A 14,696-nucleotide genomic window follows, 5' to 3' on the forward strand; every position below is an offset into this window, starting at 1 on the left:
TGCCGCCATCAAACGGCCGAAATGGAACCGGCCTCTCGCGAATTATTTGCGAAAGGCAGGAATTATTCTTGAAGAGGATTGAAGTCGCGGCAGATTGCCTCAGATGCGACTGACGACGCAGGCCACCGGTTCGTATTTGCGGAAATACAACAAAGCCTGGTCACCGATGCCATCGAGCCACACCCCGCGGCCCGCATAGCGATAGCCGTCGCCCATCGGGACGAGACGAACTGGAATCGCGCGATGGGGATGGAGGTAGAGCTGTGCGGTGACGATCTCGCCCGGCGCAAGCACGGGGCGTGAGCGCAGCATGTAGCTGCCGCCATTCTCGCAGGCGATCGAAAACGCCGCGCCCGGCAGCATCACCGCGTGAGCCTGCGCGCGGCCGATGAATCCACCGATCGCCGCCAGAGCCAATGCCCCGCAAATCATCACTTGTTTGATATTCACCCCGGCCCCCTGCTCGCAAGCTTCCCTGCGCGCATTAAGACCGTAAATGATCTCGGCTACAAGTCGTCCGCCTGCGACATTCAGAGCAGCAGCGGCCGACCCGGATCCCGGCCGCCGCCGATATCGGCTTCCGCCGCCGGCGTGACGTCGCTCTCGCTCTCGTGGTGCGGACGCTCGGCATAGGGCGCCGCGAACAGGCTGACGCCGCGGTGATCGATGGCGAACAGCGGCATGAACGACTGCAGATCGCGGCCTTCCATCAGCGCGGCCCGCCGGTTGTCGAGCACGGACCATTTGCCGTCGAGCCGCACGGCGACGACGGCGTGATCCTGCCGCACGGCGAGGTCGCGGACCAGCAGCAGCTTGAGATCCGATTCGGGCGTTCCCGCCGCCAGCAGCAGCGCGTATTTGGCGATCGCGTAATCCTCGCAGTCGCCGAGGCCGCTGCGCAAGGTCTGCAATGGCGAACTCCAGACGTCCGGCACGCCGTGTTGCTGGTCGTCGCTGACGTAGCGCACCGCCTGGTTGACGCCGCGATTGATCATTTCCGCGCGCGCGCGGCCGTCGCCAGCCGCAGCCGCCGACCGCGTCAGCGCGACGAATATCCGCTCCGACGCCGAGCAGCGTGCGTCGTCGCCGTTGCAACGTTCGACCGAGATCCGCTCGCTTGCCATCGCGCCCTGGATGCCGCGCCATTTCACCCACAGCACGCCCTCGGGGGCACGGAACGTCATCAGGCCGAACGGCTCGTCGCTTGGCATCGCGACCGCTGGTGCCTGCGGGGCGTCGCTGACGACTCCGGCGCGCCCGGATGCATCGGTCGATGCGACTTCCACGGGTCCAGAGGCGGAGCGACGCAGGCCGTCATGCTTGGCGAGCACGGCATTGATTGTGAAGAAACGGACGGGCGGCGGCACCGGCAGCGCGCTATCCGCAGTGCCCTGCGCAGACCTGCGGTTTGAAGTCTCGGCAAATGCGGCGCCGGCGCAACCGGCCCCCACCGACAAGGCAAGCACAAGCCCCAGCGCACGCGGGAGAACCCGCGGCCGATCGATCCGCAACATCAGTGACGCCCCGTATGCTCCGGGGCATCGGCCGACGTCATCGCGTCGATCCCTGTCCCGGTCGTTATCGGATCAGGGATAGGGCCGGCGCTGCTTCGGGCCGGTTAAACCGCAATGATGTTCGCCGCCAAGCTGCGAACGCGACTAATCAAGGCCAACCGAACCGTGTCGCATTTGAACGATTCAGATTCTGGTAACGCTGCCCGCCGCTCGGGGCGGGCCCGGATGAGCGCAGCGGCGCCGGTGGCACGCATGCCTTCGCGGAGCCCGTACCCAGCGCGGGCACCCTGCTCCTTGCTCAGCGCTCGCGCAGCGCCTCGTCGCGCAGCATGCGGGCGGGCTTGACCAGATAGTCCAGCACCGATTTCTTGCCCGTCAGGATCTCGACGGTCGCGACCATGCCCGGGAGGATCGGAAGCGGCTGCTGGGCGGTGCCGAGATGGTTCTTCTCGGTGCGCACCATCACGCGATAGAAGGTCTCGCCGCGCTCGTTCTTGTCGCCCTTCTCGTCGGTGATCGTGTCGGCGCTGATGCGCTCGACGCGCCCGTGCAACGAGCCGTACACGGATGAATCATAGGCGCTGAGCTTGACCACCGCCTCGTGGTTCGGGCGGATGAAGGCGATGTCCTGCGGACGGATGCGGCCCTCGACCAGCAGCGTGTCGTCGAGCGGCGTGATCTCCATCAGGCTGGCGCCCGGCGCGACCACGGCGCCGATGGTGGTGACGTTGAGCTTGTTGACGATGCCGCGCACCGGCGAGCGCAATTCGGTGCGCCGTACCCGGTCCTGCGCCGACTTGATGTTCTCGTCGAGCACGGCGAGATCGCCGCGGGATTTCGCGAGATCGTCTTCGGCCTGGGCGCGAAAGGCGGTGACGATGTTGAGCCGGCGCGAGCGCGCCTCCTGCACCGCGGCCTCGGTCTTCACGATGCTCGCCTGCACCACCGCGAGCTGCCCGCGCATGTCGGTGGCCTGGCGGTCGGCACGCAACATCTCGATCTCGGGCACCACCTTCTGGTCATAGAGCTTGCGGGTCAGACCCAGCTCGCGATTGAGCAGCGCCAGCGTCTCCGAGAAGCGCTTCTCGGTCGCCCTGAGCTCGTCGATCTCCTTGCTCTTCTGCTGCTCCTGCTGCTGCACCACGTCGACGTCCTGCGCGAGCTTGCGCGCATGCGCATCGAACACGGCGCGCTCGCTCTGGACCGCGCGCGGGGCGTCGGCGACGAGGTCATCGGGAAACGCGACCGGGCTGCGGCCCTCGGTCTCCGCCGCGAGCCGGATCACCCGGGCGGCCATCGCGCCGCGGCGCTCGCGGATCTCGCCGAACTGCGAAGCGAAATTGGTGTCCTCGATCCGCGCCAGCGGCTGATCCTTGTCGACGATCGCGCCTTCCTGCACCAGGAGATCGGCAATGATGCCGCCTTCCAGCGATTGCACCACCTGGGTCTGGCGCGACGGCACGACCTTGCCGTTGCCGCGCTTGACCTCGTCGAGCACGGCGAAATGCGCCCAGATCAGGAAGGTGAAGAACAGGCCGAGCGAAGCGAGCAGCAGCATCCGCGCTGTCTTCGGCGTGCGCAGCTCGACGGCAGCGCGGATGTCGTTGGAGAACGCGAAATCGCTGTGCGCCATGTCACCTCGTCCCCTGGACCGGCTTCGCGGTGTGGCTCGCCGCCGGCGCCGCCGCGGGCGGCTGCGGACGCAGCATGGTGAGGATCTGCGCGGTCGGCCCGTCGGCGACGATCTTGCCGGAGTCGAACACCAGGATGCGGTCGACGAGGGACAACAACGACGGCCGGTGGGTCGAGACGATGATGGACATCTCGCCCTTGGCCAGCAACTTCAGGCGCTCGAGGAATTCGCCCTCGCTGCGGACGTCGAAATGCGCGGTCGGCTCGTCGAGGAACAGCACGCGCGGCTTGCGGATCAGGACGCGCGCAAGCCCGATCGCCTGCTTCTGCCCGCCCGACAGGCTGCGGCCGCCTTCGGCGATCATCATCTCATAGCCCTGCGGGTGGCCGGCGATGAAGGTCTCGACGCCGGCGAGCCGCGCCGCCTCCAGCACCTCCTCATCGGTCGCGGCGGGACGGCCGAGCGTGATGTTGTCGCGCAGCTTGCCGTAGAACAAGTCGGTATCCTGCAGCACGAAGCCGATGCCGGCGCGCAGATCGGCGGGGTCGTATTGCTGGATGTCGATCCCGTCGATCAGGATGCTGCCTTCGGTCGGCGGATAGAACGCGGTGGCAAGTCGCCCCACCGTGGTCTTGCCGGAGCCGACGCGGCCGATGATGCCGATCTTCTCGCCGGGCTTGATGTCGAAGGAGACGTTGTCGAGCGCCTTGGTCTGGCTTCCCGGGTAGGAGAAGCTGACATTCTTGAACTGGATGCGGCCCTGGTTGATCTCGCGCGCGACGTAGATCTTCTCCGGCGGACGCTCGCGGTCCAGCGACATCAGCCGGTCGATCGAGCGCAACGCCGACGTCGTCTGGGTGAAGCGCGTCATCAGTCCGGCGATGCCTGCGATCGGACCGAGCACGCGACCCGACAGCATGTTGGCCGCCACCAGCGCGCCGACCGAGAGCTTGCCGTCGAGGATCAGGAACACGCCGACGACGACCAGCAAAAGGCTGCAGAACTGGCTCGCGACGCTCGCCGCGGTCATCGCCATCGACGCCCAGAACTGGACGTCCTCGCTGGAGCGCGCCTGCGCCGCCACCGAACGCTCCCAGACCGTCTGCACCCGGCTCTCGCCGGCCACCGCGCGGACCGTCTCCATCCCGTTGAGCGATTCCACCAGGATGCCGTGACGCGCGGCGGATTGCGCCTGCATCTGCCGCATCGCGCGTTCGAGCGGCCGTTGGATCAGCAGCCCGACGGCAATCATCACCGGCAGCATCAGCAGCGGAATCCAGGCGATGGGACCCGCGATGATGAACAACACGATGATGAAAACGACCGCGAACAGCATGTCGGTCGCCGAGACCACGGTACCGGACGTGAAGAACTCGCGCACCGAATCGAAGTCGCGGAGCTGGTTGGCGAGGATGCCGACCGATGGCGGCCGCTTGTCCATCTTCAGCGACATCACGTGCTCGAAGATGTTGGCGGCGAGCACCACGTCGATCTTCTTTCCGGTCATGTCGATGATGCGGCTGCGTACCACCTTGAGCAGGAAGTCGAATCCGATGGCCAGCATGAGGCCGACGCCGAGCGCGACCAGCGAGGGGATCGCGCCATTCGGAATCACCCGGTCGTACACGCTCATCGTGAACAGCGGCGCCGCCAGCGCCAGGATGTTGACGATGAATGCGGCGATCGCGACATGGCCGTAGTTGGCGCCGAAGCGGCTGACCACCGACCAGAACCAGTGCGTCTTCGACACCTCGCCGGCCGCCGCCACGCGCGGATCGACGACTGCGGCGGGCCGCACCAGATAGGCGAAGCCGACATATCGCGCCGCGACCGCGTCGAAGCGCTCGATCGCCGGCTGTTCACGGCGCGAGGGATCGACGATGGTGAGACGGCCGGCGGCCTCGTCGATCGTCAGCAGGATGCGCGTGGTGCCGTCGTGAAACATCAGCACGCAGGGCAGCACCAGCGCGGGTATCTCGCTCAGCGGCCGTTCGACCAGTTGCGCCTCGAGCCCGGCGCGCTGCGCGGCGCGCTCGTACAGCGCGATGCTGAGCACGCCGCTGTCGAGCGGCAATCCGGACAGCAGCGCGCTACGGCTCAAGGCGCGGCCATGATGAGCTGCGAGGTAGAGCAGACTGTCGCTGAGAGGATCAGCTGCCGGTGCGGCTGTGCTCATCTGCGGCATCACGTGCGCCGTCTCTTCGAGCTCGAACCTTGTCGGACGAATATTCAACAACGCCTCGGAATCCATTTGGCCGAACGACCCAGGCGGGCCTGCACCCATCGCTTCTTGCTAATAATTTGCTCTAGCCCAGTTCTTTGGCCTGCACCCGACTTTTTCGAGACTTTTACGGGTGTTTCGCGACAATCTCAGCGCAAAGTAAATGCATATGGTGAAAAGCCGGCGCGAGATGCGCCGGCTCTTGTTAGTTGCAGCTATTTCGACGCGGGCCCGTTGGGGCTCTGGGCAAATCCGCCGTACTTTCCGGAGGTAACAAACAACGTCGCATCCTCGGGATCGCTCGAGGCCCACCGATCGCCAAAGGTAATCGGCGCGGGATGCTTCGGCGTCCCATCATTCAGTCCGAACAGCGGCACCGGGCCGGCAGAGCTCAGCGGCTGCGGTCCCGGCGCCGGCGCGCGCAGTCGAATGGGCGCCAGGCTGTAGCCGATGAAGCCGCTCGGCGTGTCCACCGGCTCGGTCTCCGGGGGGTGACCGGTCTTCAGGTAGTTCAGCATCTGGCCCATCGCGGCAAGCAGCTGGTAGTCCGCAAACACCACCACACCGCGCGCCGACACCAGCGACACGTTGGCGTTGAAATACTGGTTCTGGGAGTTCAGGAGATCGATCAACGTGCGCTGGCCGAGCTCATACTCCTTGTTGTAGGCGACGAAGGTGCGGCGGGCCGCTTCGACATCGCGGACGAGAGCTGAGACGCGATCAGCGGTGATGATCCGGGCCGCCCAGGCCTTGTCGATCGACTCCAGCGCATCGCGCTGCAGGCGAGCATGCTTCTGCTGCTCCTGGATCATCCGCTGCGCGGCTTCCTCGCGGCGCCAGCTGTTCTGGCCGCCGTTGAAGATATCCCAGGACGCAACGACCTTGCCGCTGACCTCGTCGTAACGATTGTTGTAGGTGATCGATTCCTTGCCGGTCGTCGCGCGGCCTTCCAGCGAAAGCGTCGGCAGGAAGGTGCCGGTGGTGGCATCGAAGCCGCGCTTGGCGGCCGTCACGTCCGCCGCGGCAGCGCGCAGCGTCGGATTGAACTTGTAGGCGATGTCGAGCGATTCCGCCTTGTCGCGCGGCATGTCCGACAGCCGGCCTGGGAAGCGCAGGTTATAAGGCTCGACGCCGACGACCTTGCGGTACTTCGCCCGCGCCACTTCGAGGCTGAGACGGAATTCTTCGAGAACGGCCTGTGCCGCCGCGACCCGCTCCTCCGCCTGCTGCGTGTCGCCCTCGCCGGCCCGGCCGCCCTGGAAACGGGCCAGCACGTTCTTGCGCAGTTCGAGATGAACCTTGAGGTTCTTGTCGGCCAGCGCGACCAGCCTGGAGTAGCGCACCACGTCGACATAGGCTTCGGCGGCATCGAGACCGATCAGCTCGGTTCGCTCCAGCACGCGGTACGCGGCGGCATCGACCCGCGCCGCCTGGCGCCACACTTCATTGATCGACGAAAAGCCATCGAACAGCAATTGACGGACCACCACGCCGGCCTCGCGGCCGCGCAGGTAGCGGCCATTATTGCTCGGAGCCGGCGAGACATATTGCTTGAGCATCTCCGGCCCGGCGCTCGCGTCGAGCCGGACCTGCGGCAGCAGCGTACCCTGGGACTGGCGAAGCTCGGCTTCGGTGGCCCGCCGGTTGGCGGCGGCCTCCCCGACACCGGGATTGGTCTTCACCGCCTGGTTGATGGCATCCTGGATGGTGAACGGCTCAGCGCCCAATGCCGGGCTGAAGCTCATTCCCACAACACATATGAAAATGGGTGTATATACGATCTTCAACATAGGGAACCGATAACAAACCCGAGATCGGCTCGCAATGTGACTCGCCACAGTTGCGGCGAAAAATCGACCGGTTGTGGCAGAATAGCTACGCTCCGCCATATTCTCCGGAGCGGAGATTTCAGAATCTGAAGCAAAATCAAAGCAGTGGGAATGAAGTAAAGCCGAGGCGGTGATTTAAAGTCAGCTATTTATTTCACAAAGAAAAATCTCGCCTCGGAGAATGTCGAGTTTTTCGTGTTTGTCTTCAATATGGACCGCTTCCGCGGCATTAAGTGAGATGGGCCCTCAGGCGACACAGCGGAACGGCAACAGGCGATCAGTCGCACGCCATTGCCACGCCGGCCCGCCACGACGGCCGTGAGCAATCGCCGCCCCGGCATCAAGGAACAACGAAGGATCCAATGAATATCGCGACCGACCGCCGGGCCCGAGATGCGAGGCATATATTTCGACGCACGGTCTGCAGCGAAACAATGGCTAAGGGGGTCCATTGCCCTCGAAAAATCTCGTCGAGCTGAAAGGCAGTAGATGGTGGGGGAGGCAGGACTCGAACCTGCGAAGCCATGAGGCGGCTGATTTACAGTCAGCTCCCTTTGCCACTCGGGACACTCCCCCGTATCGATGGCAATTCGGGCCGGCCGCGGAACAGCGGCGTCGGGGACCATCAGCGCCATGGAGACGGTAAGACCGCGGGGCCCGGATGAGCGGGCGCGCGCGGCCGGGGCCCTTATGATCGAACCCGCCCCTCGAAGTCAACCAAGGGACGACGAATTTTCCCGCCTGAGCGGTGCCAAATTGCCAGAATCCGCAGGCCGTGACAGAAGCTCGTGCCATGAGCGAACGCGACCGAAAGCCCCCTTTTCGCCGTCCGGGCGGCAAATTCTCCGGCAAACCGCGCGGATTCGAGCGGCCGCAGCCGTGGCGTGAACGCGACCACGGCTCGGATGGCCCCGTCATTCTCTATGGCTGGCACACCGTGACCCTGGCGCTGGCCAATCCGAAGCGGAGGATTCGCAAACTTTACCTGACCGAGAACGCTGCGCGGCGGCTCGCCGACGAGCGGATCGAAACAAGGGTGACGCCGGAGATCGTGCGCCCCAGCCAGATCGACCAGCGGCTCGGTCCGGACGCCGTGCACCAGGGCCTGCTGGCGGAGGCAGATCCCCTGCCCTCGCCGGACATCGACACGCTCGCGGCCGAGGGGCTGATCCTGGTGCTCGACCAGATCACCGACCCGCACAATGTCGGCGCCATCCTGCGCTCGGCGGCAGCATTCGACGTGAAGGCGATCGTGACCACCGCCCGCCACAGCCCGGAGGCCACCGGCGTGCTGGCCAAATCAGCCTCCGGTGCGCTCGAACTGGTGCCGATCATCACGGTGCAGAACCTCGCTCGCGCCCTGACGCGCCTGAACGAGCGCGGCTTCCAAACGGTGGGGCTGGACAGCGCGGGCGAGCAGGACATCGCGGCGGTCGCCTTGCGCGAGCCGCTCGCGCTGGTGCTGGGCGCGGAGGGCAAGGGCCTGCGGCAATTGACGCGCGAGACCTGCAGCGTCGTGGCACGGCTCGACATGCCCGGCGCCATCAAGAGCCTCAACGTCTCCAATGCCGCCGTGCTCGCGCTCTATATCGGCGCGACCCGGATCGGATTGATGACAAAATGACGAAACGCCCGCGCGCACGAGGCGCACGGGCGTTGGCGTGAGCGAATGTCCGGCTGATCAGTAGTAGCGGCGCAGCACGCGCTGCCCGTGATAATAAGGCGAAGCGCCCCAGCGATAGGCGTGGCGGCGGTGGTGATAGCTGTAGACCGGAAGCGCCTGCTCCTCATAGGCCGGATACGGCGCGAAGGCGCCTGGACCACTGTAGGTCGGCCCCTGGTTGACGTAATAATACTGCCGGGTCGGCTCGGACAGCCGCTCATAGCTCGCGCCGCAGGCGCCGCAGCCGTGGCCATAGGTGTAGCCGGGCTGATAGAAATATTGCGGCCGATACGTCACCGTCGGCTGGTACGTCACGGTCGGCTGATAGGTGACCGTCGGCTGATAGGTGACCTGCGGCGCGCAGGGGGTGGCATAGCCGCACGGGCCGCAGGCGGTGGCGCCGCAGGCCGCGGCCGGTGCGCCGCCGGCGACGGCGAGACCGGCAATCGCGACAAGTCCTGAAATTACTCCACGCATAACTCTCTCCTGTTGATCTGTTCTTGCTTGTCTTGCTTGTGTTTGGCTGTCGATGGTGAGTTGCTCGCTAGCGGCGGTAGGCCGGCGGCCGATTGGGATAGCCGCGTGGATCACCATCGGGCGGAGCCAGGATGACGGCAGGCGGATACATCGGCACCGCCGGCTCCGGGGGCTGCATCTGGGATTGAGCGCCCCACGAGCGGGAATAGCTCTCGGCGGGCTTCGGCAGCTTGCGATCGGCCGGCGGCTCGATCTCCATCCGGCCATAGCCGGGCCTCGCTCCGAGGGTCGGATAGTAATGGCCGACATATGGCTCGGGCGGGACCGTGCGGCCGCCATAGATCGTGGGCTGCATGTATTGACCCTTGCCGAGACTGGACTGGCCTTCGACGACAGCATAGGAGGCATCGATGCCGTCGATGACGACGGGCACGCCGGGTCGCTGGGGAATGACGATCTCGAAGCCTTCGCTCGCGAGCGCGGCGGAAGAGGTCCCGATCACAATCACAAAAGCCGTTGCAATACGCATGAATTCACGCCCCGGTTGCCGTCCTACAAATACCGCAACGCGCGCCCTGATGGGTTAAACGCGCACATCAATCTGCCGGTAAGACTAACGCGCGAGCCATCATTCCGGGTTAAAGCTCCGGTCGGGTTCACGCGTGAGGGTTAATGCCTGATCATCAGCCCGCGCGGTCGCGACCATCGTGCGCAGCCCGATCGTGGAGTCACCAGCCCGACGGCTCCCTCAACCGCCCGGTTGGCCCGCTAGCCCCGCACGCGACGATCGCGATCAGTGTGGACAACGCGCGCCGCCGGCCGTCGTGAAAAACGGCGTGACCGCGGAACGGCGGCGGCCGGAGGAACTTAGGAGTTGGGGCGCAACGACGGAGTCACCCATGATCAGATCTGCAATTCTCGGGGCTACTGTTCTCGCGACCGCGCTGGCCGGCCCGGCCATGGCGCGCGACATGCACCACCGCCACCACATGGCCCGCCACGACGGCGCGATGATGCAGCAGCAGCGCGCCGACGCCGGCTGGACCAACAATGGCTGGAACAACGACTGGAATCGCCGCGGCACCGGCTTCTGGCCGGCTGACGTCGCCGCCGGTGCCGTCGGCGCCGCCGCGGGTGTTGCTGGCGCAGCCATCGGAACCGCCGGCGCCATCGCCACCGCGCCGTTCCGCACCGCCGACGCCTATGCCTACGGTCCCGGCCCCTCTTACGGCCAACCGAGCTATGATCGCGGCCCGAACGGCTACTATGGCGACTGGAACAGTTACGCGACCCGCAACGGCCTGGTCTGCCGCCCCGGCACCATGTTCAAGGGCAGCGACGGGCTGATGCACATCTGCCAGTAAAGATCGAGCCGGAGCGGCTTCGACGATCGGCTCCGACAGGGGCGGCCCAACGGCCGCCCTTTTTGCTGGGCTGATGGGAGAAGCGGCGCTCACGCGGGGAGTAGCCGGACTGCATCAACTCTGGTAGGAACACCGCGCTTCGCGAGACCTCGTCGCAAACTGACGACGAGATCTGCGCCACCAATGTGCCTTCGCCGGCTTAGCTCAGCGGTAGAGCAGCGGTTTTGTAAACCGAAGGTCGGGGGTTCAATCCCCTCAGCCGGCACCAGCTTCCGTGCAGTTGGGATTTGCTGCGGCAATGGCTGTCACCGGCTTTAGGCGTCAATTCGCCCTCGTCCTGACGGCTGGCTTGGCGATGCCGCTCGCCGACGGCGGCCTGGGCGCAGTCCACTCTGGATCCGGCAACGGCCCGCCGCCCTCGCCGGTCGCTCCGATGAGTTGGCCGGGCACCTGATCAGTGACCAACGCCCAACCTTGCGTCGCGCAGAACAGCCCGAGCAGACAGCCCTTGACCGCCAGAATCTTCGGGCCATCGCGCCAGATCGAGACAGCATAGGTCTTGCCGTCCTCGGCGTTGTAGACCTCGCCGCTGTGGCGGCCGTCGGCGTTCAGCTTCAGGCCGAGCAGCATCTGGTGGCCGAGCAGCAGACGGCCGCGCCTGGCCGGATCGGGATTCAGCCGGTCGCGGAACGGCTGCCCCTTGGCATCCGCCACCTCCTTCATCCAGACGATGTAGCCGCAGACGCGGTCGGCCATCGCGCCACAGCGCTCGATGCGGACGCGGGCGCGGCCGTCCTCGGTCAACCATGTGCCGACCGGATCGCCGACGGGAGCGGCGTGACCACGGCCCTCCGCCATCGACAGCAGCAGACTGACGACGATGCGCAACCCGACGCGCAGAACGAATCTCAATGTCATGTCCAGGGACCTCATTGTCTCCATGGCCTCGAGCCACGCGCTCGTCCGATGCGGTGCCATCTGCCCGCGCGGCGCGATCGTTCGCACGGCCCGCTCACTGGAGCTGTGCGACCAGGGCCTCGGCGCCCTTGTCGATTCCGGCCTCGGCGGCCGCGAGCGCACCAACGCTGGCTTTGATGTCGTAGGGCGAGGGATATTGCTTGCTGACGAAGGCGCTGAGCAGTCGCCCGCTCGCGGCATCGAAAATCTCCGCCGCATAGAACACCGAGCCGGTCAGTAGTCCTTCTCCGTCGCGTGCACTCTGCACGCCGTTGTAGACGGCTCCGGCGAGATCGAAGCGGGAGGCGACGCCGAGCACCGGCGTGTTGGCGACGGCGCCGGTCAGGGTCAGCCGCAGGCGCAGGGTATTCGGCCCACGCTGATGGACGATCTGGAAGCGTGTCGAGAGACTTTCCAGGAAACGCTGCTGCATGTAGGCGGCAAGCGCAGCCTTGTCCCGATCGGACATGTCGCCGAACTGGTGATCCGCGCCGCGATAGATCACGACCGGATCGACCGTCACCTTGTCATAGCTGCGCCAGTCGGCGGCAGCCGCGTAGCGGTAAGGCACCCGGCCCGAGGGATCGGATGTGTTGGGCGCCAGATAGCGCGCCGACGCCACTCCGGTATAGGCCACCGGCGTCACCGTGTTGCACCCCGCGCAGAGGCCTGCGGCGGCGATCGCAGCGAAGCCGGACATCCGAAATCGACTCCTCATCCCCTTCTCCACGACTGCGGCGCCGCTGCCAGCGCCTCACATGATCATCTTTATAAACCGACTAGACGGCTTGTAAATAGCAAATCGAATGAGAAGGAATGCGCGGTCGACAGGGACTTCCGGCGGCATCGAGCGCCATCGGACGCAAGCCAGCCCGACTTCGCTCAGATCGAACCGTCCAAGGCTGGAGATGGCGCCGAGCTCAAGGGTGTCACCGCTCCCCGGTCGTCCCGGCCTGCCGGAATGCAGTCCATTGCTGGTCGTCGAGCAGGCGGGCAAACAGACGGTCCAGGTCCGGCTGCTCCAGCGGCGAGACGCGCAGCATCGTCATCAAGGCAAGCCCACGTGCCGCCGCCCATCGCAGAACCGCGAGATCGGCGTCATCGGCCTCGCCGCGGATCTCGGCTACTCTCTCGGCATCCTTGGCACGGGCATCGGCCAGCAATCCCGGCTCCTGGGCGAGCGCCCCGAGCATGGCCTGCGCCACCGAATATTGCTGTGCGATCAGCTCCCGCGAGATCGCGATCTGCGTCGCGAGCTCGGGCTGCTCAGCCGCTTTGCCGGCTTCAGCCCTGTACCTGCTGGCGAATTCGTCGAAATGCAGGAATTGCTGTTCCAGCAGAGCCTTGAGCACCGCTTCCTTGTTGGGAAACTGGTGCATCAGGCCGCCCTTGCTCAGCCCGCTCTCGCGGGCGATGGCGTCGAGCGTCAGCCGCCCCGGACCATCGCGGGCGATGATGGTGAGGGCGGCGGTGAGCGCGGCCTTGCGCGACCGCTCGGAGCGTGAAGGGTTGTCCATCGAAGACTGCGAAGTGCCCGGACGGTGCACGAAGGTTGCGAGCAGATGATCCCCGAAGTCCGGGGCGGCTCGGTCATAGGGGCGAGCCGCCCTCCTCTGTCAAGAAGAGCTCCGGAAAAACCCGCCGCTTAGGAACCATTTGTACGCGACTGGATTTCCGGTATCGCCTTTGGCGGGTGGGGACGAAACGGGTTCAGACTGTGGCAATATTGTTGTCACATCTCACCTAGAACTCCTGCTTATCCCCAGAAGTCACTGGTCTTCAACTTGATTTCGTCAGCCGCTTTTGTTGCAATTGAGGCATCGGGGGACAAGCGTCATGACGTGGAAGGAAGAGCGTGATGCGCTGATCGCGCAGACCATGGCCTTCGTGCAGTCGGTCACCGGCAAGCCCGCCGACTTCGCCCAGTTCGAGCTGCCGACCGTTCCGGTCGGCACCCCCATCACACCGCAGCAGGCCGTGGCCGGTCGCCCGACGCATGCCGCTGTCGAGCACGTGATGGCCAACACCGTCGAAACCGAGACACGTCGCGGCGGCAACGTGCAAGTTGAGATCCCCGATGCTGTGGGGGAGCCTGCAAGGCCGAGAGCGCCCGACGCCGTCGCGTCCGAGGCTTCGTTCGCCACCGCGAGCCCGGTCCCTGCGGAGCGTTTCACAAGCATCGCCTCGCAGCTCGATCTCCAGCGCGACATGCAGGCGGAGATTCGCGCCCGCGTCGCGCGCTTCCGGGCCCATCAGGAGCGCTTCAATCGGGAGCGTCAGGAATATTTCAGCGCGACACTCGCGCGCCTGAAAGCATCGGCCGGACGGAGCGCCCTCCCTGAGGACTAAAGGCGACCGCGCCAAGGATCTAAAATGGCCGAGGGTGCACAAACGTATCCGCAATCGACACGCCGGCTCACAGCCAGGCGCACAGCAGCGCCACATTGGCGACGAAGGCGAGCAGCAGCCCAAAGGCGAGCGTCAGCTGGATCCGCCCGCAGAAGATGTGGAGATCGGTTCCCATGGGCTTAACCATCTGGCGATTCTAGCCCCGGAGTCCCACGGATTCTTTTTTCAAAAATTTAGGACTCGTTTACGACTCGGCCGCCCGAAAAGGCCCCTTTCCTGCCTCAGGCGCGCCAGTGTCTCGCTGCACGTGCCGTTCATTCTCGGTTCATCCTTCGCTTCTCCGGAGCTGTTTGGAATGCCCTACGCGCTGTTTTGCAACGACGCCAAGTTGAGCAAGGCCTATCCGACCGAGGGAGACGTCTGGAGGCTGGCGCGGCAGAGTGGGCTGGTGGTGGACGTGATGATCAATGCGCGATCGACCGCGCATCTGCAGCTCGACAATGATTACGAGATCCGGCCCTGCGCCGCCGAGCCCGAGGAAGATCCCTGGCAGAACCGTGTCGAAGCCGAGCAGGAGTTCAACATCCCGTTCGCATCCTGAGCGGCTGCGGCGGGAAGCGCGCCTTGGATGATACCATTGGCTCTGTGTACGGCTGATCCCCGAGCCTCGGCGTGCCCAGACCGAAGCC

15 protein-coding genes and 2 tRNA genes are annotated in these 14,696 nt (G+C 65.4%); 5 read left to right on the forward strand and 12 right to left on the reverse strand.

Going from position 1 to position 14,696, the window contains the following annotated elements; all coding sequences use genetic code 11:
• Positions 1 to 99: 99 nt before the first annotated feature.
• The 6 genes from QW845_RS07735 to QW845_RS07760 all read right to left on the reverse strand — a co-directional run bounded on the left by QW845_RS07735 (position 100) and on the right by QW845_RS07760 (position 7,773).
• Positions 100 to 450 carry a hypothetical protein gene (locus QW845_RS07735; RefSeq protein ID WP_315801018.1) on the reverse strand — a complete coding sequence of 117 codons (351 nt, stop codon included), beginning with the start codon at positions 448 to 450 and terminating at the stop codon, positions 100 to 102.
• A gap of 80 nt (positions 451 to 530) precedes the next feature.
• Positions 531 to 1,211 carry a transglutaminase-like cysteine peptidase gene (locus QW845_RS07740; RefSeq protein WP_315801019.1) on the reverse strand — a complete coding sequence of 227 codons (681 nt, stop codon included), beginning with the start codon at positions 1,209 to 1,211 and terminating at the stop codon, positions 531 to 533.
• 601 nt (positions 1,212 to 1,812) lie between these two features.
• Positions 1,813 to 3,147: an HlyD family type I secretion periplasmic adaptor subunit gene (locus QW845_RS07745; protein ID WP_315801020.1), complete on the reverse strand. Its 1,335-nt coding sequence runs from the start codon at positions 3,145 to 3,147 to the stop codon at positions 1,813 to 1,815.
• A 1-nt stretch (position 3,148) separates the two neighbouring features.
• Entirely contained in the window at positions 3,149 to 5,332 is a 2,184-nt protein-coding gene (locus QW845_RS07750; RefSeq protein ID WP_409997890.1) for a type I secretion system permease/ATPase, read from the reverse strand.
• A gap of 251 nt (positions 5,333 to 5,583) precedes the next feature.
• Entirely contained in the window at positions 5,584 to 7,113 is a 1,530-nt protein-coding gene (locus QW845_RS07755) for a TolC family outer membrane protein (protein WP_315801022.1), read from the reverse strand.
• A gap of 574 nt (positions 7,114 to 7,687) precedes the next feature.
• Positions 7,688 to 7,773 (reverse strand) — tRNA-Tyr (locus tag QW845_RS07760).
• A gap of 217 nt (positions 7,774 to 7,990) precedes the next feature.
• On the opposite strand from QW845_RS07760, the gene rlmB reads away from it, so the two are divergent.
• The gene (gene rlmB / locus QW845_RS07765) at positions 7,991 to 8,821 is read left to right on the forward strand and encodes a 23S rRNA (guanosine(2251)-2'-O)-methyltransferase RlmB (RefSeq protein ID WP_315801023.1); all 831 of its coding nucleotides are present in this window, start codon (positions 7,991 to 7,993) and stop codon (positions 8,819 to 8,821) included.
• A 57-nt stretch (positions 8,822 to 8,878) separates the two neighbouring features.
• Here the strand turns inward: rlmB and QW845_RS07770 are convergent, their stop codons facing one another.
• Both QW845_RS07770 and QW845_RS07775 read right to left on the reverse strand, forming a co-directional pair.
• Complete coding sequence (locus QW845_RS07770) at positions 8,879 to 9,337, reverse strand: hypothetical protein (RefSeq protein ID WP_315801024.1); 459 nt, start codon at positions 9,335 to 9,337, stop codon at positions 8,879 to 8,881.
• Positions 9,338 to 9,404: 67 nt separating this feature from the next.
• On the reverse strand, positions 9,405 to 9,866 hold the full coding sequence (locus QW845_RS07775; RefSeq protein ID WP_315801025.1) for a hypothetical protein: 462 nt from the start codon (positions 9,864 to 9,866) through the stop codon (positions 9,405 to 9,407).
• 370 nt (positions 9,867 to 10,236) lie between these two features.
• Between QW845_RS07775 and QW845_RS07780 the strand changes: the two genes are divergently transcribed.
• Positions 10,237 to 10,701, forward strand: coding sequence for a hypothetical protein (locus tag QW845_RS07780; protein WP_315801026.1), 465 nt, complete (start codon positions 10,237 to 10,239; stop codon positions 10,699 to 10,701).
• Between the two features lie 193 nt (positions 10,702 to 10,894).
• Positions 10,895 to 10,969 (forward strand) — tRNA-Thr (locus tag QW845_RS07785).
• Between the two features lie 53 nt (positions 10,970 to 11,022).
• Here QW845_RS07785 and QW845_RS07790 read toward each other — a convergent pair.
• The 3 genes from QW845_RS07790 to QW845_RS07800 form a co-directional block, all read right to left on the reverse strand.
• Complete coding sequence (locus QW845_RS07790; protein ID WP_315801027.1) at positions 11,023 to 11,619, reverse strand: DUF2147 domain-containing protein; 597 nt, start codon at positions 11,617 to 11,619, stop codon at positions 11,023 to 11,025.
• A 94-nt stretch (positions 11,620 to 11,713) separates the two neighbouring features.
• The gene (locus tag QW845_RS07795) at positions 11,714 to 12,376 is read right to left on the reverse strand and encodes a DUF3313 domain-containing protein (protein ID WP_315801028.1); all 663 of its coding nucleotides are present in this window, start codon (positions 12,374 to 12,376) and stop codon (positions 11,714 to 11,716) included.
• A gap of 211 nt (positions 12,377 to 12,587) precedes the next feature.
• On the reverse strand, positions 12,588 to 13,175 hold the full coding sequence (locus tag QW845_RS07800; protein WP_315801029.1) for a TetR/AcrR family transcriptional regulator: 588 nt from the start codon (positions 13,173 to 13,175) through the stop codon (positions 12,588 to 12,590).
• Positions 13,176 to 13,494: 319 nt separating this feature from the next.
• Here QW845_RS07800 and QW845_RS07805 point away from each other — a divergent pair, with 319 nt between their 5' ends.
• Positions 13,495 to 14,007, forward strand: a complete 513-nt coding sequence (locus QW845_RS07805) for a hypothetical protein (protein ID WP_316237696.1) — start codon at positions 13,495 to 13,497, stop codon at positions 14,005 to 14,007.
• A gap of 67 nt (positions 14,008 to 14,074) precedes the next feature.
• Here QW845_RS07805 and QW845_RS07810 read toward each other — a convergent pair whose 3' ends face one another.
• Positions 14,075 to 14,182 (reverse strand): hypothetical protein, encoded by a 108-nt coding sequence (locus tag QW845_RS07810; protein ID WP_041750859.1) that lies wholly within the window; start codon positions 14,180 to 14,182, stop codon positions 14,075 to 14,077.
• 180 nt (positions 14,183 to 14,362) lie between these two features.
• Between QW845_RS07810 and QW845_RS07815 the strand changes: the two genes are divergently transcribed.
• Positions 14,363 to 14,608 (forward strand): hypothetical protein, encoded by a 246-nt coding sequence (locus QW845_RS07815; protein WP_315801031.1) that lies wholly within the window; start codon positions 14,363 to 14,365, stop codon positions 14,606 to 14,608.
• Positions 14,609 to 14,696 lie beyond the last annotated feature (88 nt).

This window comes from Bradyrhizobium sp. SZCCHNS3002 (assembly GCF_032377435.1).
Classification (GTDB): domain Bacteria; phylum Pseudomonadota; class Alphaproteobacteria; order Rhizobiales; family Xanthobacteraceae; genus Bradyrhizobium.